Origin of the sequence: Lysobacter sp. M15, from assembly GCF_022662515.1 — a bacterium.
Taxonomy (GTDB): domain Bacteria; phylum Pseudomonadota; class Gammaproteobacteria; order Xanthomonadales; family Xanthomonadaceae; genus JAKPBU01.
In genome coordinates this window covers 24,259-43,640 of record NZ_JAKPBV010000004.1, presented here as the reverse complement: position 1 = coordinate 43,640, position 19,382 = coordinate 24,259, and the positions used below count along the sequence as shown (strand labels likewise).

Annotated in this window: 18 protein-coding genes; 15 read left to right on the top strand and 3 right to left on the bottom strand. The window is 66.6% G+C overall.

The annotated features are described in order from the left end of the window. Positions 1 to 178 precede the first annotated feature (178 nt). The 3 genes from MC380_RS03565 to MC380_RS03555 all read left to right on the top strand — a co-directional run bounded on the left by MC380_RS03565 (position 179) and on the right by MC380_RS03555 (position 3,232). On the top strand, positions 179 to 679 hold the full coding sequence (locus MC380_RS03565; RefSeq protein WP_242104011.1) for a DUF456 domain-containing protein: 501 nt from the start codon (positions 179 to 181) through the stop codon (positions 677 to 679). A 130-nt stretch (positions 680 to 809) separates the two neighbouring features. Further along, a complete protein-coding gene (locus tag MC380_RS03560) occupies positions 810 to 2,075 on the top strand; it encodes a phospholipase D-like domain-containing protein (RefSeq protein ID WP_242104012.1) in 1,266 nt (421 codons plus the stop codon). A gap of 59 nt (positions 2,076 to 2,134) precedes the next feature. After that, entirely contained in the window at positions 2,135 to 3,232 is a 1,098-nt protein-coding gene (locus MC380_RS03555; protein WP_242104059.1) for a phospholipase A, read from the top strand. Between the two features lie 55 nt (positions 3,233 to 3,287). On the opposite strand, the gene MC380_RS03550 is transcribed toward MC380_RS03555, so the two are convergent. Next, positions 3,288 to 3,728, bottom strand: a complete 441-nt coding sequence (locus MC380_RS03550; protein ID WP_242163097.1) for a CoA-binding protein — start codon at positions 3,726 to 3,728, stop codon at positions 3,288 to 3,290. A gap of 1 nt (position 3,729) precedes the next feature. Further along, a complete protein-coding gene (locus MC380_RS03545; RefSeq protein WP_242163098.1) occupies positions 3,730 to 5,247 on the bottom strand; it encodes a fumarate hydratase in 1,518 nt (505 codons plus the stop codon). Positions 5,248 to 5,433: 186 nt separating this feature from the next. On the opposite strand from MC380_RS03545, the gene MC380_RS03540 reads away from it, so the two are divergent. From MC380_RS03540 to MC380_RS03495, 10 genes are all read left to right on the top strand, one after another. Beyond that, on the top strand, positions 5,434 to 6,129 hold the full coding sequence (locus MC380_RS03540) for a hypothetical protein (RefSeq protein WP_242163095.1): 696 nt from the start codon (positions 5,434 to 5,436) through the stop codon (positions 6,127 to 6,129). Between the two features lie 331 nt (positions 6,130 to 6,460). Continuing rightward, positions 6,461 to 7,483 carry an SUMF1/EgtB/PvdO family nonheme iron enzyme gene (locus MC380_RS03535; RefSeq protein ID WP_242163093.1) on the top strand — a complete coding sequence of 341 codons (1,023 nt, stop codon included), beginning with the start codon at positions 6,461 to 6,463 and terminating at the stop codon, positions 7,481 to 7,483. A 39-nt stretch (positions 7,484 to 7,522) separates the two neighbouring features. After that, on the top strand, positions 7,523 to 8,821 hold the full coding sequence (locus MC380_RS03530) for a Gfo/Idh/MocA family oxidoreductase (protein WP_242104016.1): 1,299 nt from the start codon (positions 7,523 to 7,525) through the stop codon (positions 8,819 to 8,821). Between the two features lie 46 nt (positions 8,822 to 8,867). Continuing rightward, positions 8,868 to 9,929, top strand: a complete 1,062-nt coding sequence (locus tag MC380_RS03525) for an FAD:protein FMN transferase (RefSeq protein ID WP_242163092.1) — start codon at positions 8,868 to 8,870, stop codon at positions 9,927 to 9,929. Next, positions 9,926 to 10,696 (top strand): DUF1080 domain-containing protein, encoded by a 771-nt coding sequence (locus tag MC380_RS03520; RefSeq protein ID WP_242163090.1) that lies wholly within the window; start codon positions 9,926 to 9,928, stop codon positions 10,694 to 10,696. Before MC380_RS03525 ends, MC380_RS03520 begins: the two co-directional genes overlap by 4 nt. Positions 10,697 to 10,811: 115 nt before the next feature. Continuing rightward, entirely contained in the window at positions 10,812 to 12,044 is a 1,233-nt protein-coding gene (locus MC380_RS03515) for a nucleoside permease (RefSeq protein WP_242163089.1), read from the top strand. 90 nt (positions 12,045 to 12,134) lie between these two features. Next, positions 12,135 to 13,310 (top strand): Gfo/Idh/MocA family oxidoreductase, encoded by a 1,176-nt coding sequence (locus MC380_RS03510; RefSeq protein WP_242163087.1) that lies wholly within the window; start codon positions 12,135 to 12,137, stop codon positions 13,308 to 13,310. A gap of 37 nt (positions 13,311 to 13,347) precedes the next feature. After that, positions 13,348 to 14,310, top strand: a complete 963-nt coding sequence (locus tag MC380_RS03505) for a sugar phosphate isomerase/epimerase (protein WP_242104020.1) — start codon at positions 13,348 to 13,350, stop codon at positions 14,308 to 14,310. 157 nt (positions 14,311 to 14,467) lie between these two features. Then, the gene (locus MC380_RS03500; RefSeq protein ID WP_242163085.1) at positions 14,468 to 15,415 is read left to right on the top strand and encodes a TIM barrel protein; all 948 of its coding nucleotides are present in this window, start codon (positions 14,468 to 14,470) and stop codon (positions 15,413 to 15,415) included. A gap of 149 nt (positions 15,416 to 15,564) precedes the next feature. After that, the gene (locus MC380_RS03495) at positions 15,565 to 17,448 is read left to right on the top strand and encodes an ABC transporter ATP-binding protein (protein WP_242104022.1); all 1,884 of its coding nucleotides are present in this window, start codon (positions 15,565 to 15,567) and stop codon (positions 17,446 to 17,448) included. Positions 17,449 to 17,473: 25 nt separating this feature from the next. On the opposite strand, the gene MC380_RS03490 is transcribed toward MC380_RS03495, so the two are convergent. Beyond that, positions 17,474 to 18,037, bottom strand: coding sequence for a DUF488 domain-containing protein (locus tag MC380_RS03490; protein WP_242163083.1), 564 nt, complete (start codon positions 18,035 to 18,037; stop codon positions 17,474 to 17,476). A 96-nt stretch (positions 18,038 to 18,133) separates the two neighbouring features. On the opposite strand from MC380_RS03490, the gene MC380_RS03485 reads away from it, so the two are divergent. Beyond that, complete coding sequence (locus MC380_RS03485) at positions 18,134 to 18,520, top strand: hypothetical protein (RefSeq protein WP_242104024.1); 387 nt, start codon at positions 18,134 to 18,136, stop codon at positions 18,518 to 18,520. 61 nt (positions 18,521 to 18,581) lie between these two features. Continuing rightward, positions 18,582 to 19,376 (top strand): ferredoxin--NADP reductase, encoded by a 795-nt coding sequence (locus MC380_RS03480; RefSeq protein WP_242163081.1) that lies wholly within the window; start codon positions 18,582 to 18,584, stop codon positions 19,374 to 19,376. The last annotated feature ends 6 nt before the right edge of the window (positions 19,377 to 19,382 follow it).

Below are 19,382 nucleotides of genomic sequence, written 5' to 3'. Positions count from 1 at the left end.
TGCGCGCAACACCCCCCGACGCACACCTGTGGGTGCCCTCCCCGCACGCCCCGCGGCCCGCTCCCGGGGCCCGCTTCTTTTTCCACGTGGGCATCCGTCGCATCCGGATAGCGCCGCGTGAGCGGCCCGCGCGTGCCGATCCGGCACAATCGCCGCGCCGCCCTTTCCGGATGCCCGCATGCAAGCGCAATCGCTCTACTACGTCCTGGCCGCCATCCTGGTGGCGATCGGTCTGCTCGGGACCGTGCTGCCTGCCCTGCCCGGCCTGCCGTTGGTATTCGGCGGCATGCTCCTGGCGGCCTGGGCAGGCGGCTTCGAACAGATCAGCGTTTTCACCATCGTCGTGCTCGGCCTGCTCACCGCGTTCTCGCTGGCAATCGATTTCTGGGCGACGGCGGTCGGCGCCAAGCGGGTCGGCGCCAGCCGCAAGGCTGTACTCGGCGCAGTCGCCGGGACAGTGGTGGGGATCTTCTTCGGTCCGGTCGGCCTCTTCGTCGGCCCCTTCGCCGGCGCGCTTGCCGGCGAGCTGCTGCACCGGCGCAGCCTGGGCGGGCGCGACTTTGGTGACGCGGCAAAGATCGGCCTGGGCACCTGGCTCGGCATCGTGTTCGGCGTCGTGCTGAAACTGACCCTTGCCTTCGCCATGATCGGCCTGTTCGCGCTCGCCTGGTTCTACTGACGGTCCGCACGCCGGCTTCGCACCCCGGTTTCACATCGCGATCAGCCGGCGATCTCCACATTGCGGGCACCCCCGCCACGCGCCTCTCCCCCGGAGCCAAGACGTGCGCAAGACCTGGAGCCGAGACCGCATGGTTTGGACGATCCTGCTCACCATCGTGTTCACCATCGTCGCGGTGGTGATCTCGCTGAACTTCGTCACCCCTGAAAAGAAACTCGAACATATGGTCCAGCACCGTTACGCGGTGTCGGACCCGGAATTCCGGCGCGAGATGGGGGTGATGCTGGGGCCGTCGCTGTCGCCGTCGAACCACGTGACCGACCTGCAGAACGGCGACGAGATCTTCCCGGCCATGCTGGAGGCCGTCCGTGGTGCGCAGCGCACGATCACCTTCGAGACCTATATCTACTGGTCGGGCGATATCGGCCAGAAGATGGCGGATGCGCTGTCGGAACGCGCGCGCGCCGGGGTCAAGGTCAAGGTCATGATCGACTGGGCCGGCAGCATCAAGATGGACGATGCGCTGCTCGACGAGATGAAGCAGGCGGGCGTCGACGTGCAGCAGTACCGGCCCCTGCACTGGTACAACATCAGCCGCATGAACAACCGCACCCACCGCAAGCTGCTGGTGGTGGACGGCAAGGTCGGCTTCACCGGCGGTGTCGGCATCGCCGATCAGTGGAAAGGCAATGCCCAGGACCCCGACCACTGGCGCGACATGCACTTCCGCATGGAAGGCCCGGTGGTGGCGCAGGTGCAGGCGGCGTTCAACGACAACTGGATCAAGACCACCGGCCGCGTGCTCAACGGCCCCGAGTTCTTCCCCGCCCTCGAACCGACCGGCAGCATGGACGCGCACCTGTTCATCAGCTCGCCTGCAGGCGGCAGCGAGAGCATGCACCTGATGTACCTGCTGTCGATCGCAGCGGCCACCGAGAGCATCGATCTGGAAGCCTCCTATTTCGTGCCCGACGAGCTCATCACCAAAACCTTGCTCGCCGCCCGCCATCGCGGCGTGCGCGTGCGCGTGATCCTGCCAGGTGAACACATCGATTCCGACGCTGTCCGCCTGGCTTCCAAGGCAGGCTGGGGCGAGCTGCTGCTCGCGGGCGTTGAGATCCACGAATACAAGCCCACGATGATGCACAACAAGCTGCTGATCGTGGATCGCGAAATGGTCTCGGTGGGTTCCACCAATTTCGACGTGCGCAGCTTCCGGCTCAACGACGAAGCCAGCCTCAACGTCTACGACAAGGCCTTTGCCGAGCGCATGACCGTGGTATTCGAACAGGACCTGGTTTCATGCAAGCGTTACACCTATGACATGTGGCAACAGCGCCCCCTGCGCGAGAAACTTTTCGAGAAGTTCATCCTGCCGCTAAAATCGCAGTTGTGAACATCAGAATATTTGTCCTGCGCCGCGCAGCACTCGCCTGCGGTGCGGCCGGGCTGCTCATGGCTTTGGACACGTCCGCCCAGCACGCGACCTCGGACCCGGGCGAGGCCGCCAGCGCCTGCCTGGCGATCGAATCGGACCAGTTGCGCCTGGCCTGCTACGACCGCGCCCTCGGGCGAGGGCGGACCAGCACCGCCGCTGCCGATGCGGCCGCCCAACGGGCCAGACAGGAGGTCGAGGCCGCGGCGAAGGCGACCGACGCCAGCGCGATCCCCGGGGCGACGCGCGGCCAACACAGCGACCTGTATGCCTCCGAGCCGCAACGGGCGATCGCCAACGCCGGCAAGGGTTCGTTGCTGGACAGTCGCTGGGAACTGGCCAGGGATTCCAAGCTCGGCACGTTCAACCTGCGCGCCTACAAGCCGGTCTACCTGCTGCCACTGTTCTGGAACAGCGATCCGAACACGACGCCGCACTCCCCCAACCCCGACAACACCGTCGCGGTGCCGCAGCCGCTGGACGATACCGAGACCAAGTTCCAGCTCAGCTTCAAGACCAAGGCGCTGGAGAATCTGTTCGGTGACAACGGTGATGTCTGGATGGGCTATACCCAGAGTTCGCGCTGGCAGGTCTACAACGCCGACCAGTCGCGTCCGTTCCGTGAGACCAACTACGAGCCGGAAGTGCTGCTGGTGTTCCGCAACAGCTATAGCCTGCCCGGGTGGAAAGGACGCATGGCCGCGGTCGGCATCAACCACCAGTCCAACGGCCGCGGGGGCGCGCTTTCGCGTAGCTGGAACCGGCTGATGTTCAACGTTGGCCTGGACCGCGAGCACTGGTCGCTGATGCTGCGGCCCTGGTACCGCCTGCCCGAGTCGGACGACGACGACAACCCGGACATCGAGGATTTTATGGGACGCGCCGACGCGACCCTGGTCCATACCCGCGGCGAGCACGAATTCGCATTGATGGCGCGGCATTCGCTGCGCGGCGGCGAACGCTCGCACGGCGCGGTGCAGTTCGACTGGGGCTTTCCCCTCACTCACCAGCTGCGCGGACACCTGCAGGTCTTCGACGGCTACGGCGAGAGCCTGATCGACTACAACCACCATGCGACCTATGTCGGCCTGGGGGTTTCGCTGCTGGAGTGGTATTGAGGCGGACGGCTGCCCGCATCCATTGCGGGATGCACCAGATACGCAGGCCCGGAAATCAGTGCCCGCTACGCCAGCGGCGGTGCTCGACCATCAGGCATTCGTCCTGGACCACGTCGATGCCTGCATCGCGCAGCGCCTGCGCGCATTGGTCGTGGCGGATGCCAGTCTGAAACCAGACCGCGCGCGGCCGGGCGGCGATGATCTCGTCCAGGTGCGGCGCAATGTCCTGCGGTTTGCGGAACACGTCGACCAGATCGATACGCCCGGGCACGTCGCGCAAGCTGCGGAACACCGGCCTGCCGAGGATCTCGGTGACCTCCGGGTAATACACGGGCACCGGGATCACCTCGTAGCCATGGCGCAGCAGATAGGCCGGGATCATGTGCGCAGGCTGGCCGGCGCGGCTCTCGGGTTTGATGCCGAGCACCGCGATCCGGCGCAGACCGGCGAGCAGGCTGTCGATCTCGCGGTGGTGCTGGATCAGGCGCCCCGCCACCTCAGGCTTCCACCACCACGGGGATGCGCCCGATCTTCGCCTGCCACTCGCGTGGACCGGTCTTGTGCACGGATTCACCGGTCGAATCGACGGCCACCGTCACCGGCATGTCCTGCACGGTGAACTCGTAGATCGCCTCCATGCCCAGATCCTCGAACGCCAGCACGCGCGCGGCCTTGATCGCCTTCGAGACCAGATAGGCGGCGCCTCCGACCGCCATGAGGTAGACCGAGCGATGCTTGCGGATCGCCTCTATCGCGGCATCGCCGCGCTCTGCCTTGCCGACCATCCCCAACAGGCCCGTCTGCGATAGCACTTGCCCGGTGAACTTGTCCATGCGCGTGGCGGTCGTCGGCCCTGCCGGGCCCACGGCTTCGTCGCGCACCGGATCCACCGGCCCGACGTAATAGATGAAACGACCGTTGAAATCGACCGGCAGCGGCTCGCCCCTGTCGAGCATGTCGACGATGCGCTTGTGCGCGGCGTCACGACCGGTGAGCAGCCTGCCGTTGAGCAGCAACACCTCGCCGGGCTTCCAGCGGGCCACGTCCTCGCGGGTCACGCTGTCCAGGTCCACGCGACGGCCCTTCGACGCGTCGTAGGTCAGCTTCGGCCAATCTTCCAGCGACGGCGGTTCCAGCATCACCGGTCCGCTCCCGTCCAGGGTGAAATGCGCATGCCGGGTGGCCGCGCAATTGGGAATCATGGCAACGGGCAGATTGGCCGCATGGGTCGGGTAGTCGCGGATCTTGATGTCCAGCACGGTCGTCAGCCCGCCCAGCCCCTGCGCACCGATGCCCAGCGCATTGACCTTTTCGTACAACTCCAGCCGCAGCTCTTCCAGCCGGTTCGAGGCTCCGCGGGCCTGCAGGTCAGTGATGTCGATCGGTTCCATCAGCGCTTCCTTGGCCAGCAGCATCGCCTTCTCGGCGGTGCCACCGATGCCGATCCCGAGCATGCCCGGCGGGCACCAGCCCGCCCCCATGGTCGGCACGGTCTTCAGCACCCAGTCCACGATCGAATCCGACGGATTGAGCATGGCGAACTTCGACTTGGCCTCCGAGCCACCTCCCTTGGCCGCCACGATCACGTCCACGGTGTTTCCCGGGACCACCTTGACGTTGACCACCGCCGGCGTGTTGTCGCCGGTGTTCCTGCGCTTGCCGGCGGGATCGAGCAGGACGGAGGCGCGCAGCTTGTTGTCGGGGTGGTTGTAGGCGCGGCGCACCCCTTCGTTGACCATGTCTTCCACGCCCATCGTGGCGCCATCCCAGCGCACGTCCATGCCGATGGCCAGGAACACGGTGACGATGCCGGTGTCCTGGCAGATCGGCCGGTGGCCTTCGGCGCACATGCGCGAGTTGATCAGGATCTGGGCGATCGCGTCGCGCGCGGCGGGCGACTGCTCGCGCTCGTAGGCCGCAGCGAGGTTCCGGATGTAGTCGACGGGGTGGTAGTAGCTGATGTACTGCAGGGCATCGGCCACGGACTGGATCAGATCATCCTGGCGGATGACCACGGCCCCGGCAGAAGGCGTGTTGGAAGGGGAAGCGGACAAGGCGGGCAATCGCTGCTGGTGAAAGGCGTAATTCTAGTGCCATGCGCCGGCCCACCGGTCTGCAGCGCTGCAACACACCGGTGGTCACGCGCTGCATTCGGCTTTGGCCTTGCGAGGCATCCACACCCACTGACGTATCCTTGCCGGATGCAACCACGCAGCGGCTTGGCGCAATTGCGCAAGTGCGGCATCGCAGCCGGATGGCTGCTGGCCTTCACCGCCTGCACCCAGGCTCCTCCGCCGCATCCGCCGCCGCGATGGGAACTGGCGCAAACGGACAAGCCTACGCAACCGGCACCGGCGCATGGCCTGAAGATGCCTGCTCCGGGCAACGCCCAGGAAGCCGCGCGCGGCCAGGTCGGCGCCCTGGAAGCCGGTGTCCTGCACGAGGCCATGCGCCGGTCGACGCAGCTGCCCGATCCCGACCGTCGCATCGATCCGGAAGCCGCCCGTGCCGCCGCGCGCACGGTAACCGGCGTGGGCTCGGTGGTCTGGGTGGACGGCGAGAATCTGCTGGCCCTGGTCGACAGCAATGCCCGTCGCAGCCACCAGACCATCGATGAGATCTGCTACCAGTTGCAGCAGCTCGGCGATACCCTGGCGGTCGTGGTCAACCTGCAGAGCAGCGCGGCGCGCAACGGCGACGAACTCGAGATCCTCAGTCGCAACTGCCAGCTCGCGCCGGGCGACCGCGCGGCGATGCAGGCGCAGCGTCAGATCGACGTGCTCGACCCCGCCCTGCGCGCGCAGTACCGGGCCAGCAAGGAGCCCCTGCAACGATCGTCACGACGCGAGCACGATGCAGGGGACCGGAAGGCGCTGGAAGCCATCCCGGAGATGTAGACAGCGCACCGCAGGCGCATGCGCAGCCGAATCAGTTACCCGCGGAACATTTGGATATCTGGCGCGACCGAGCCGGAGCGCCGGCGTTTCCGCAATGCTGAGGCCCAACGCGATACTCACGCGTATTGCCGGACTGATGACGGATGTCATGTGATCGCCGCACAAGTCGGGGATGGCGGGCGCGACACACGACATGCAAGACGCCATCGCAGGCTTGACGCACGCCTGCATACGTGCACGCGGTCCGACTGCGTGGATTGCGCGCTTGACTGGCGCGGACCGCCACGGTATTTGTCATACGATTCGGTCGATCACAGGTTCCCCGCACCCGATGGAAGCTTCCGCCCGGCTGGGCAAACCGTCTTGCCGGCAGTTCCGCCTGTCGAATTTTCCAACCCGTCGCATGTGGCTGGCGATCCTGGCCCTGGTGCCGTGCGCGATCCATGCCGCACCGCAGCAACCCTATGCGGAAAAGATCCCTGGCAGCACCGTTGCCTTCGAGATGGTGCCGGTACCAGGCGGCAAGTTCCGCATGGGCAGCGCCACGGCGGAAACCGGACGCAGTGCGGACGAAGGCCCGCAGGCCGAAGTCACGGTGAAACCGTTCTGGATCGGCAAGCACGAAGTGACCTGGGCCGAATACGATCTGTACCGCAAGGACACCGGCATTCCGGTTTCCAGGCGCGAAGGCAGCGACGGCGACGCGATCACCCGCCCCACGCCGCCCTATGCCGATGAGAGCTGGGGTTACGGCAAGGGCAAACAACCGGCGATCGGCATGACCTGGCACGCCGCCATGTCCTATTGCCGCTGGCTGTCGGAGAAGACCGGCCATCACTACCGGCTGCCGACCGAAGCCGAATGGGAGTACGCCGCGCGCGCAGGCACCGCCACGCCCTGGTCGTCGGGCGAGGCCGCATCGCTCGATGCGGTGGCCTGGCACGCCGGCAATTCCAATGGCGCACCGCACAAAGTGGGCGGCAAGAAGCCCAACGCGTTCGGCCTGTACGACATGCACGGCAACGTGGCGGAATGGACGCTGGACCAGTATTTGCCCAAGCGCTATGCCGCCCTGCGCGGCAAGGCCACCGATCCGGTGGCGCTGCCCGGTGCGGCGCGCTTTCCGCACGTCGTGCGTGGCGGCTCGTTCGAGGACGAACCTGCGCAGCTGCGCAGCGCCGCGCGGCGCGGCTCCAAACCCGGCTGGAGCCGGCGCGATCCGCAGGAGCCGCGCAGCATCTGGTGGCATACCGATGCCACCTTCGTCGGATTCCGGGTGGTGCGCGTGGACAACGATCCGCCCAAACTCCAACAGCTCAAATCCAAGGTCTCGCGCGCGAGCCCGGACCAGTAGCACTGGCAGTTCCACAACCCGAACCGGAGATTCGCAGCGATGAGCGATACGCACGACCCCGCAGCCCCCGTTGCCGGCTTCACGCGACGCGACTTTCTGCGCACCACCGCCAGCGCGGCCGTCGCCGCCAGCGTTGCCGGGCGCTTCGGCATGGCCCATGCCGCCGGCAGCGACGAGATCCGGGTGGGACTGATCGGCGCCGGCGGCCGCGGCACGGGCGCATTGCGCAATGTGCTCGATGCGGCGCCAGGCGTGCGCGTGGTTGCGATCGGCGACGTATTCCAGGATCAGATCGACGCATCGCTCAAGCAGGTCAACGCCAAGCTGGCCAAGCCGCTGGACGTTCCGAAGGAGCGGCAGTTCTCCGGACTCGACGCCTACAAGAACGTCCTCGCGCAGGACATCAATTACGTGATCCTGGCCACGCCGCCGGGCTTCCGTCCGCTGCACCTGAAGGCCGCGGTCGAAAGCGGCAAGCACATCTTCACCGAGAAACCGGTGGCGGTGGATGGCCCGGGCGTGCGCGACGTGCTCGCACTGGTCGACGTGGCCGACGCCAAAGGCCTGCGGATCGCAGCGGGCACCCAGCGACGCCACCAGGCGGGCTATATCGAGACCATCGGCCGCATCCACGACGGCGCGATCGGTGACATCGTGGCCGCGCGCGCGTACTGGAACCAGGGTTCGCTGTGGAGCAAGCCACGCCAGCCCGGCTGGTCGGACGCGGAGTGGATGCTGCGCAACTGGCTCTACTTCCCGTTTCTGTCGGGCGACATCATCGTCGAGCAGCACATCCACAATCCAGACGTGATCAACTGGGCAATGCAGGCGCACCCGGTGCGTGCGGTCAGCCTGGCTGGACGCCAGGTGCGCACCGCAGCGGAGTTCGGCAGCGTCTACGACCACTTCGCAACCGATTTCGAATACGAGAACGGCGTGCACCTGATGAGCATGTGCCGGCAGATCGAGAACTGCGCCAACAACGTCGGCGAGGCCCTGGTCGGCACCCGCGGCAACAGCCAGGTCGACCGTTACACCATCACCGGCGCCAACCCGTGGAAACGTGCCGAGCGCGACGACGATCCGGATCCTTACGTGCAGGAACATGCCGACCTGATCGCGGCGATCCGCGGCAACAAGCCGCTCAACGAACTCAAGGCCGTCGCCGAAACCACCCTGACCGCGATCATGGGACGCATGGCTGGCTACACCGGGCAGGCGGTGACCTGGGACGAGGCGATGGCGTCACAGGAAGTGCTGATGCCCGCCGACTTCAGCCTGGAATCGACGATTCCGGTTCCGGCGGTGGCCATGCCCGGTCAGACGCCGCTGACATGAGTGCGGTCGTCGGGGCGTACGGATCCGGGTGCACGCCCCACTACGCATGAACCCGCATCGCCTGTCTGCGGTATTGCTGCTGCTGGCCGTGATGGCCGGCGCAGCTCCGCCTGCAGAATCGATGGATGGCGGGTTATCGCGCCATGCGTTTTCCGAGCCGCAGATGGGGACCGAGGCGCGGATCGTGGTGTATGCGCATGATGGAGCGCAGGCGCGGCGCGCGGCGGGCGCGGGATTCGCACGCATCCGCCAGCTCGACGCGGTGCTCAGCGACTATCGCAGCGACAGCGAACTCCGCCGCCTCGGCGCGCGCGCCGGCGCCGGCGCGGTGCACGTGAGCGCGGACCTGTTCGCCGTGCTGCACGCTGCGCAATCCCTCGCCGAGCGCAGCGATGGCGCGTTCGACGTCACCCGTGGGGCGGTCACCCGGATCTGGCGCCAGGCCCGCAAGCTCGATGAAATGCCCGATCCGGTGCGGATACGCCAGGCACTGGCGTCGGGCAGCTATCGCGACCTGCAGCTCGATCCAGAAAGGCGCACCGTGTCCCTGGCAAGACCTGGCATCCAGCTCGACGTGGGGGGTATCGCCAAGGGCTATGTGGCCGAACAGGCGCTGCAGGCGATTCGGGCCGCCGGTGCCGAACATGCTCTGGTAGCGCTGGGCGGCGACATCGCCGTCGGTGCGCCGCCGCCAAACGAACCCGGCTGGCGCATCGACGTGGCGCCGCTGGACGTGCCGGGAGCGCCGCCCGGCACGATCCTGCTGCTGAAGCATGCCGCAGTCTCGACTGCCGGCGATGCCGAGCAATGGATGGAAATCGACGGCGTCCGCTATTCGCATGTGCTCGATGCGCGCACGGGCTGGCCGCTCACCTTTCGCAGCACCACGACCGTCGTGGCGCCGCGCGGGCTGCAGGCCGATGGCCTGGACACCGCGGCGTCGGTACTGGGCGCCGAAGCCGGGCTGCGCCTGGTAGCCGGCGTGCCGGACAGCGCCGTACTCATGGTCCGGCAGGAGCCGGACGGACGGGTGCAGCGCCTGGCCTCGAAGGACTGGCCCTCCCCCGCCCCTGCTACCGTCGCCGCCGCACTGGAGACTTTCCCATGACCCGCACTGCCGCCATCCACACCAGCCTGCTGTCGCTCGCCTGCTCGGCATGGCTGTTGGTCGCCTGTTCGCCGGCGCCAACCGCGACACCGGACACCGCAGAGCCGGAGACCGCATCGCCACAGCCCGACGCCGCGGCCGGCACTGACGCTCCCGCCAGCGACGAAGCCGGCTTCGTGCCCCTGTTCGATGGGGCCACCTTGGCCGGCTGGCACCTGTATCGCAAACCCGGCGCGCCGGTGTCGGGCTGGTCGGTCGTGGACGGCGTCCTCACCCGAACGGCGGCCAGTGGCGACCTGATCAGCGACCGCGCGTTCGGCGACTTCGACCTGCGCTTCGAATGGAAGATCTCTCCGGGCGGCAACAGCGGCGTGTTCTACCGTGCGGCCGAGGACGAGGAAGCCGCGTACTGGACCGGCATCGAATACCAGATCCTCGACAACGAACGCCATCCCGACGGCCGCAACGGACCCGACCGCCACGCCGCGGCGGTGTACGGCATGTACGCCCCAGACGGTGCGCGGACGGTGCCGGTGGGCGAATGGAATCAAGGGCGGATCGTCGCCCGCGGCGCGCATGTCGAGCACTGGCTCAACGGGGTGAAGGTCACCGACTATGAGCTATGGACGCCGGAGTGGAAGGCGCGCGTGGCGCAGACCAAGTTCAAGGACTGGCCACGCTACGGGATGTTGCCGAAAGGCCACATCGGCCTGCAGGATCACGGCGACGAGGTGAGCTACCGCAATATCCGCATCAAGGAGCTGTAGCCCGACCACCCCGGACCGCTCGGGTGACAGGCGGCCGCGATTGCAGTACCCGTAACCACGCGTGCCGGAACGAAGCCCGGCAACCTCATCCGCAATTCCGGATAAGACAACCACAATGAAAACGACCACGAGAACTCAGCTGTCGCTCATGATGTTTCTCCAGTTCTTCATCTGGGGCGGATGGTTCGTAACGCTGGGTACGTTTCTGGGCGAGACGCTCGGCGCCAGCGGCGTGGAAACCGGCGCGGCCTTCAGTACCCAATCGTGGGGCGCGATCATCGCGCCCTTCATCATCGGCTTGATTGCCGACAGGTATTTCAATGCCGAACGCATACTCGGCATCCTGCACCTCATCGGCGCCGTCCTGATGTTCCAGCTCTCGAGAGCGACCGATTTCGGCCAGTTCTTTCCGTATGTGCTGGGCTACATGATCGTGTACATGCCCACCCTGGCGCTGGTCAATTCCGTTTCGTTCCGCCAGATGGCCGACCCGGCCAAGGAATTTCCCTTCATTCGGGTGTGGGGAACGATCGGCTGGGTGGTGGCGGGGCTTGCCATCAGCCATCTGTTCTCGTGGGATTCACCCGAAGGCATCGGCCAGGGCCTGTTGCGGAACACGTTCGTCATGACCGCCGTCGCGTCCGCCGCGCTGGGCTTGTTCAGCTTCACCTTGCCAAAAACGCCCCCGAAGGCCCGCAGCGAGAATGCAGGCATCAGGGAAAAGCTGGGCCTGAGCGCGCTGGGTCTGCTGAAGGACCGCAACTTCCTGGTGTTCTTCGTTTCGTCCGTGCTGATCTGCATCCCGCTGGCCTTCTACTACCAGAACACCAATCCCTTCCTGGTCGAATCCGGCGTGGGCAAACCGACCGGGCTGATGACGCTGGGCCAGGTGTCCGAGGTGTTCTTCATGCTGCTGCTGCCGGTCTTCCTGGTGCGCTACGGCATCAAGATGACCTTGCTGGTCGGCATGCTCGCTTGGGCACTGCGCTATGTGTTGTTCGCCTACGGCAATGCCGACGCCCAGTTCTTCATGCTGGTTGCCGGCATCGTGTTGCACGGCATCTGCTACGACTTCTTCTTCGTATCCGGACAGATCTATACCGACTCGAAAGCCGGAGAAAGCTACCAAAGCGCGGCGCAGGGCCTGATTACCCTGGCGACTTACGGCCTGGGCATGCTGATCGGGTTCTGGGTGGCCGGCATGATCACCGACATGCATGTCGTCGAAGGTGGCCACGATTGGCGAAGCATCTGGATCTACCCAGCCGTCTTTGCCGCCGGCGTGTTCGTCTTGTTCCTGCTTGCCTTCAAGAACGAGAGGATCAAGTACAAGGGCGAGGAGGTTTGAGCACATGCAGCGCCGCCGCATTCTCCAGGTCATGACCTCGACTGCAGCAACCGGCGCCCCGGCCTTCGCTGCCGCGCAGGAGCCTGCCGCATGAGTGCCCGCATCCGCGCCGGCCTGGTGGGCGCCGGCTTCATCGGTCCCTGGCATGTCGACGCGCTGCGCCGGCTCGGCAACGTGGACGTAGTCGCCCTGGCCGGCAGCCGCCAGGACAGCGCGCAGGCTGCCGCGGACAAGCTGGGCATCGCCCGCGCCTACGGTGACTACCAGGCGTTGCTGGACGATGGCGAAGTGGACGTGGTCCACATCGCCGCGCCCAACCACCTGCACCATCCAGTCGCCATGGCCGCGATCGCCCGCGGCAAGCACGTGGTCTGCGACAAGCCGCTGGCCAACACGGCCGCGCAGGGTCGCGAATTGCTGGACGCGGCGCGCGAAGCCGGCGTATTCCACGCGGTCACCTTCAACTACCGCGGCAACCCGCTGGTGCAGCAGGCGCGGCAGATGGTGATCAACGCCAGTGTGGGCCGGCCGACGTTCATCCATGGCCGCTACCTGCAGGACTGGCTGCTGCACGAGACCGACTGGTCCTGGCGGCTCGAGGCGGACAAGTCAGGTCCTTCCTCGGCGCTGGCCGACATCGGCTCGCACTGGTGCGACCTGGCCCAGCACGTGGCAGGCTGCCGGATCGTGGAGGTGCTGGCCGAGCTCGGTACTGCAATTCCGCGCCGTCGCAAGCCTACCGCCGGCGGAGCCGGCACCTTCGGCGCCAATGCCGGCCAGGAAGGCGAATGGGTCGAGATGACCATGGAGGACCTGGCCAGCGTGCTGCTGCGCTTCGACAACGGTGCGCGCGGCGTGGTGAGCGTGGGTCAGGTCTGCGCCGGGCACAAGAACGATCTGGTGCTGGAAGTGTGCGGCACCCGCAGCTCGGTCAAGTGGCGGCAGGAAGCCCAGAACGAACTGTGGATCGGTCACCGCGACCGCGCCAACGAACTGCTGCAGAAGGATCCGTCGCTGATGGACCCCGCGGTCAGCGATTACGCGCGCCTGCCCGGGGGACACCAGGAGGCCTGGGCGGACGCGTTCGGCAATCTGATGCGCGATATCTACGCCGCCATCGCGCGCTGGCCGAAGGGCGGGAAGATCGACGAAGCGCTTCCGCCCACGGTGGCGACCTTCGAGGACGGATTGCGCGCGCTGAACATCGTCGACGCCATGCTCGCCAGCGCCGCGCAAGGCGGTGTCTGGACCCGGGTCGGAACCTGAGGCGACGGCGCGCACCCAGCATCATGAGGAGCCTGCAATGAAACTTGGCGTTTTCACCCCGCTGTTCGCGAAGCTGAGCCTGGACGAAGTGCTGGCCAAGGTTCGCGACGCCGGCCTGGACGCGGTCGAGCTTGGTACCGGCGCGTTCCCGGGCTCGGATCACGTCGACGTCGACGGCCTGCTCGCTTCGCAGGACAAGGCGCGCGAGTTCCGCAGCAAGGTCGCCGACCATGGCCTGATCGTCAGCGCGCTGTCCTGCCACGGCAATCCGCTGCATCCCAACAAGGAGGCCGCGCGTCGCGACGACGAAATCTTCCGCAAGACCGTGCGCCTGGCCGAGCGGCTGGAGGTCCCTGTGGTGGTGACCTTCTCCGGCTGTCCCGGCGATTCGGACCAGTCCAGGATACCCAACTGGATCACCTCTCCTTGGCCACCGGAGATGCTCGAAACGCTGGAATGGCAGTGGAACGAGAAGGCCATTCCCTACTGGAAGGAAGCCACGAACTTCTCCCGCGAGCACGGCGTGCGCGTGGCGCTGGAGGCGCACCCCAACTTCATCGTGCACAACGTGGAGACCATGCTGCGCCTGCGCGAGGCCGCGGGCGACCATCTGGGCATCAATCTCGACCCCAGCCATCATTTCTGGCGCGGGGTCGACATTCCGCAGGCGATCCGCGCGCTGGGCCCGGCGCTGTTCTATTTCCATGCCAAGGACGTCAGCGTCGACCGCCGCAACGTCGCGGTCAACGGCGTGATCGACGGCAAGTCCTACCGCGAAATGGCCGACCGCGCCTGGCGCTTCCGCTCGGTGGGCCACGGCCACGACCTGCTGGTGTGGAAGGAGATCATGGAGGCGCTGCGCATGGCCGGATACGACTACGTGGTCAGCCTGGAACACGAGGATGCGCTGATGTCGGTGGAACAGGGTTTCCAGACCGCCATCGCCACGCTCAAGCAGGCACTGCTGCGCGAACCGCCAGACGAGCCGTGGTGGACCTAGCGGTGCCCGTGACAGCGACTTCGGCTGCGACCGCCCGTGGGAGCGGCCTTGGCCGCGAATGCTGTTCGCACTGATCGTCGAAGGCGCAAAGGCACGCGCGAGCAAGCTCGCTCCCACCGCAGCGCGATAACCCCAATCGATTTCGCAGGAGTTCCAGATGCAACGTCGTCGCTTCCTTCAATCCCTGGCCGCGTTCACCGCCGCCTCGGCCGCGCCGCTGGCGCCTGTCTTCGCACAGTCGCAGGCTGAAAGCCCGGCGCCTGCAACCGCCAGCAAGTTCCGGCTCAAGTTCGCGCCCCACATCGGCATGTTCGAGGCCTCCGCCGGCAAGGACCCTGTCGACCAGGTCCGCTTCATGGCCGACCAGGGCTTCACGGCGTTCGAAGACAACGGGCTGATGGACCGGTCCGTGGCGGTGCAGGAAGGCATCGGCAAGGTCCTGCGCGAGAACGGCATGACCATGGGCGTGTTCGTGATCGATGCCGGCGACAACTGGAAGGTGTCCTACGCCACCGGCGCGAAAGAGTTCGCCGACCGCTTCGTGCGGCGTTGCCGCGAGGCGCTGGATGTCGCACGCCGGGTCGACGCGAAGTGGATGACGATCGTGCCCGGCTTCTTCGAGACCAAGCTGCCGCTGGGCGTGCAGACCGGGCACGTGATCGATGCGATTCGTGCCGGCGCCGAAGTGTTCGAACCGCACGGGCTGGCGATGGTGATGGAGCCGCTCAGCGACACGCCGGAACTGTTTTTGCGCACTTCCGCGCAGTCCTACGAGATCGCGCGTGCGGTGAACAGCCCCGCTTGCAAGATCCTCTACGACATCTATCACATGCAGCGCAACGAAGGAAACCTGATCGCGCACATCGACCTGTCCTGGGACGAGATCGCCTATTTCCAGATCGGCGACGTACCCGGCCGCAACGAACCGGGCACCGGCGAGATCAACTACCGCAACGTGCTTGCGCACGTGCACGGACGCATGCGCAAGGAAGGCCGCGACTTCGTCTTCGGCATGGAGCACGGCAATTCGCAGCCGGGCGTCGAAGGCGAACAGCGCGTGATCCAGGCATATCGCGAAGTCGACGTGGGGGCCGGCACCGCCTAGGGGCGTACACGCGGCCGGCGCGTTTGCAAATCCCGGACCTGCGGGCTTGCCAGCGGTACGGCAGGGAGGACGCACCGACCGGTTGATCGCGCTCGACCGCCAGCGCCGCGACACACGAAATTCGCGCGCGGCTACCGCACAATGCATCGATGCCCAGCCCGTTCCCCGACCCGGCCGCCGCGTCCAACCCCAGGCGGCAGAATCCCAGTCTGAGGGAACGGGTCAGCGCGCTGAAGAACCTGCCGCCGTTCCTGCGCGAGATCTGGGCGACCAGCAAACCGCTGACCACCGCCAGCATGGGCCTGCGCCTGGTGCGCGCGCTGCTTCCGATCGTGACCCTGTACGTGGGCAAGCTGATCATCGACGAGGCGGTGCGCCTGGTCGGGGCCGGCGTGCGTTTCGATTCGCTGCAGGCGGCATGGGAGGGCGGACAGCTCAGCCACCTGCTCGCCCTGCTGCTGGCCGAATTCGCCCTGGCGATCGTTTCCGATCTGCTCGGGCGGCTGGTGAGCTACGCCGACTCGGTGCTGTCGGAGCTGTTCACCAACGCCACCAGCATCCGGCTGATGGAGCATGCGGCCACGCTCGACCTGGAAGATTTCGAGGATCCGGACCTGCAGGACAAGCTCGACCGGGCGCGCCGGCAGACGATGGGCCGGATGAACCTGATGAGCCAGCTGTTCGGACAGGCCCAGGACGCGATAACGGTGGCGGGCTTCGCCGCGGGACTGCTCATCTATGCGCCGTGGCTGATCGTACTGCTGGCGGTCGCATTGATCCCCGCCTTCATCGGCGAGTCGCATTTCAATGCGATGAATTATTCGCTCAACTTCCAGTGGACGCCCGAACGCCGGCAGCTGGAATACATCCGCCAGATGGGCGCGAGCGTGGAGACGGCCAAAGAGGTCAAGATTTTCAACCTCAACCGTTTTTTCATCACCCGCTTCCGCGAACTCTCGGCCAAGTTCTTCGCCGCCAATCGCGCCCTCGCCCGCCGGCGCGCGTTCTGGGGCACGCTGCTGGCAGCGTTGGGGACACTGGGTTACTACATCGCCTACGCCTACATCGCCTGGCGAACGGTCAGAGGCGATTTCACCATCGGCGATCTGACCTTCCTCGCCGGCAGCTTCCGGCGCCTCCGACAACTGCTGGAGAGCCTGCTGATCGGCTTCTCGCAGGTAGCCGGCCAGGCGTTGTACCTGGACGATCTGTACTCGTTCTTCGAGATCGAGCCGGAGATCCGCAGCCGGCCCGGCGCGCTGCCGGTGCCGCGGCCGATCGCACAGGGCTTCGTGTTCGAAAACGTCGGCTTCCGCTATCCCGACGCCGACAAATGGGCGCTGCGCGGCCTGGACTTCCAATTGAACGTTGGCGAAGTGCTGGCCCTGGTGGGCGAGAACGGTGCCGGCAAGACCACGCTGGTGAAACTGCTGGCGCGGCTGTACGACCCGGACGAAGGGCGGATCCTGCTTGATGGACGCGACCTGGGCGACTACGACCTGGAGGACCTGCGCGCCAATATCGGCGTGATCTTCCAGGACTTCGTGCGCTATCACCTGACCGCGGGCGAGAACATCGGCGTGGGCCAGGTGGAAGACATGTACAACCGCGAGCGCATCCGCGACGCCGCGCATCGGGCGATGGCGGACGAGGTGATCGACGGGCTCCCCAACGGCTACGACCAGCTGATCGGGCGCCGCTTCAAGACCGGCGTGGACCTGTCCGGCGGCCAGTGGCAAAAGATCGCCATCGCCCGCGCCTACATGCGCGATGCGCAGGTGATGATCCTGGATGAGCCGACCGCGGCGCTCGACGCACGCGCGGAGTACGAGGTGTTCAAGCGGTTCAAGGAACTCTCGGAAGGACGCACCGCGGTGCTGATCTCGCACCGGTTCTCCAGTGTGCGGATGGCCGACCGGATTCTGGTGCTGGCCGAAGGCAGGCTCGAGGCGTCTGGCACGCATGCACAGCTGCTGGCGCAGGGCGGGCGCTATGCGGAGCTATTCGAGCTGCAGGCAGCAGGTTACCGGTAGCGCGCGCCTACCAACGCGACCGCGGTCATCGAGGCCCGGGGGGTTCGAACAGCCCGGGTTGCAGCGCCGACGTCGCGGCGTAATCCAGCCGGCCCGCGTCGTCGATATGCGCCGCCGAGGTGAACGGGTGTTCCTCGCTGCGTCCCAGCGCCGAGAGATGGATCACGTGCCAGCCATGGGCCTTGAGATCGTCCGAGATCAGGGCGCGGTGGCAACGCCACCAGACCGCTTCGGCGCACGTGACCGCGGTGCGCCGGGCCGTCGCCACGTCCATCAGGCGATCGCGCGCGGCGGCGTATTGCGGCGTCTGCATGTAATCGGCGTAGCCGCGGAAGGCCGCGCTGCGCCAGGCGGTATTGGCCGAATCCGGCCGCGGGCGGCGGCGCCCGCCGAGCTCCGGCATCGACAGGTATTCGATACCCAGCGCGGGCAGCGCCTGCGCCATTGCCTCCCCGGAATATTGCGGATGCCGACGCGAGCCGGGGAACCGGCGCACGTCGGCCACCGCGGTGATTTCGGCCTCGCGCAGCATGGCGACGAAGGCGTCCCACGGACGTATCGAGTGGCCGATGGTCCACAGCGTCGGCATGCGGCGAGCATACGCCAGCCGCGCGGAGCGCCTGTCGACGCGGCTGTCACCGCGCGGTTGCTAGCTTTCCCGCAGTCCCCGCACGGAGGGCCACCCATGGATGTCTCGCCTACGGCAGGACTGCAACTGCTGCAGACCGCAACGGTGCTGTTCGCGATCGGCGCCCTCGGCGGCGTCGCCATGGCGGCGATTCGCTTCGCTCGCAGCGCCAATCCCCCCGCGTGGCTCGCCATGTTGCACGGTCTGCTCGCCGCGGCGGGACTCACGCTCACCGGCTATGCAGTCTTCGCCCACAATGCCGACGGCACCGCGCCGTCCGCGTTCGGCCTGCTGTGCATCGCGGCCGTCGGCGGCGCCGTCCTGAGCCTGCGTTACAAATGGAACAGGATCCTGCTACCTGCCTGGCTGGTGCTCACCCATGCCCTGGCTGCGGTCGCCGGCTTTGTGTTGCTGGCCTACGGCGCCTTCTTCGCGACCAGCTGAATACGGCGCGTAGCGGGCTGTAAAATAGCCGCTCCGCGACCCCGCAACTCGGCCCTGCCGCATGTCCTCGCCGTTCGGCACCGAAACGGTGCTCGACGTCCGTCACTGGACGGACGACTATTTCAGCTTCACCACCACCCGCGACGACGGATTCCGCTTCGAGAACGGCCAGTTCGTGATGATCGGCCTGGAAGTCGATGGGCGCCCGCTGATGCGCGCGTACTCCATTGCCAGCGCCAACTGGGAAGAGCAGCTGGAATTCTTCAGTATCAAGGTCCCCAACGGGCCCCTCACCTCGCGCCTGCGCGATATCGTGCCGGGCGACGCGATCCTGATCGGGCGCAAGCCAACCGGCACATTGCGCATCGACGACCTGCTGCCGGGACGCAACCTGTACCTGCTGGGCACCGGCACCGGGCTGGCGCCGTGGCTGGCGGTGATCAAGGATCCAAACACCTACGAGCGCTTCCAGCGTGTGGTGCTGTGCCACGGCGTGCGCAACGCGCGGGACCTGGCGTATCGCGACTACATCGTCAACGAACTGCCACGACACGAGTTCCTGGGCGAGCAGATCGCGGCCAGTCTGCGTTACTACCCGGCGGTATCGCGCGAGCCCTTCCAGTTCGAAGGACGCGACCAGCGCGGGCGCCTGACCAGCCTGATGGAGAGCGGGCGGATGATGGAACAGCTCGGCATCGAGCCGCTGGACCCGGACCACGACCGCGCGATGGTCTGCGGCAGCCCGCAGATGCTGGCCGATTTTCGCGCCCTGCTCGATGCGCGTGGCTTCGCCGCCGCACCGCGAATCGGTGTGCCCGGGCAGTACGTGTTCGAGCGGGCATTCGTGGAGAAATAACCGCAG